Source organism: Ursidibacter sp. B-7004-1 (assembly GCF_053654055.1).
The window spans coordinates 1-493 of record NZ_JBSIUP010000090.1 but is presented as its reverse complement, the minus strand read 5'-3'; the positions used below and the strand labels follow the sequence as shown (position 1 = coordinate 493).

The 493-nt window shown below is 44.2% G+C and carries 1 protein-coding gene; it reads right to left on the bottom strand.

Going from position 1 to position 493, the window contains the following annotated elements; translation table 11 throughout:
* Positions 1-493, bottom strand: a 493-nt coding sequence (locus ACWIW0_RS11355) for a hemagglutinin repeat-containing protein (RefSeq protein ID WP_454453401.1), incomplete at both ends; no start/stop codon positions are given.

Here is a 493-nt window from a genome sequence, read left to right as displayed (position 1 = left end):
ACATCATACCCCTCATCTCCTGCAAATATCCCTGCTTGTTGATTCACACTCGCCATATCGGCTTTCATTTTGGATTTGCTGTAACTTGCACTGCCTGATGCACCATAACCTACAGTAACTTGAGCCGAGGCACTTTCTTGTTTACCTTCATACTTCATCGTATCTTGTAAACTTTGAATGTTGAGGTTATCTGCATTGACTTTGACCGATTTTCCTTTCACTTGTGAGCCAATGATATGGGTATCCGTGCCACTTTTAATGGTGGTTTGGCTGTTTAAACTGCCCACTTGACTACCAACCCACGCTTGGCTTTCGCCATTGCCATAGCCTTTGGCGATATTCCCCCCAGCGGTTACCCCAAAAGCAAAACCGCTACTTCCATAACTAATCGCTACGCCTGCATTGAAACCTTGTGATTTATTTTTGCTTTGTTCAAGGTGGTTTTCATCCACAGCAAGAATATTAACCTCCCCCTCTGCATTGAGATGTGTGC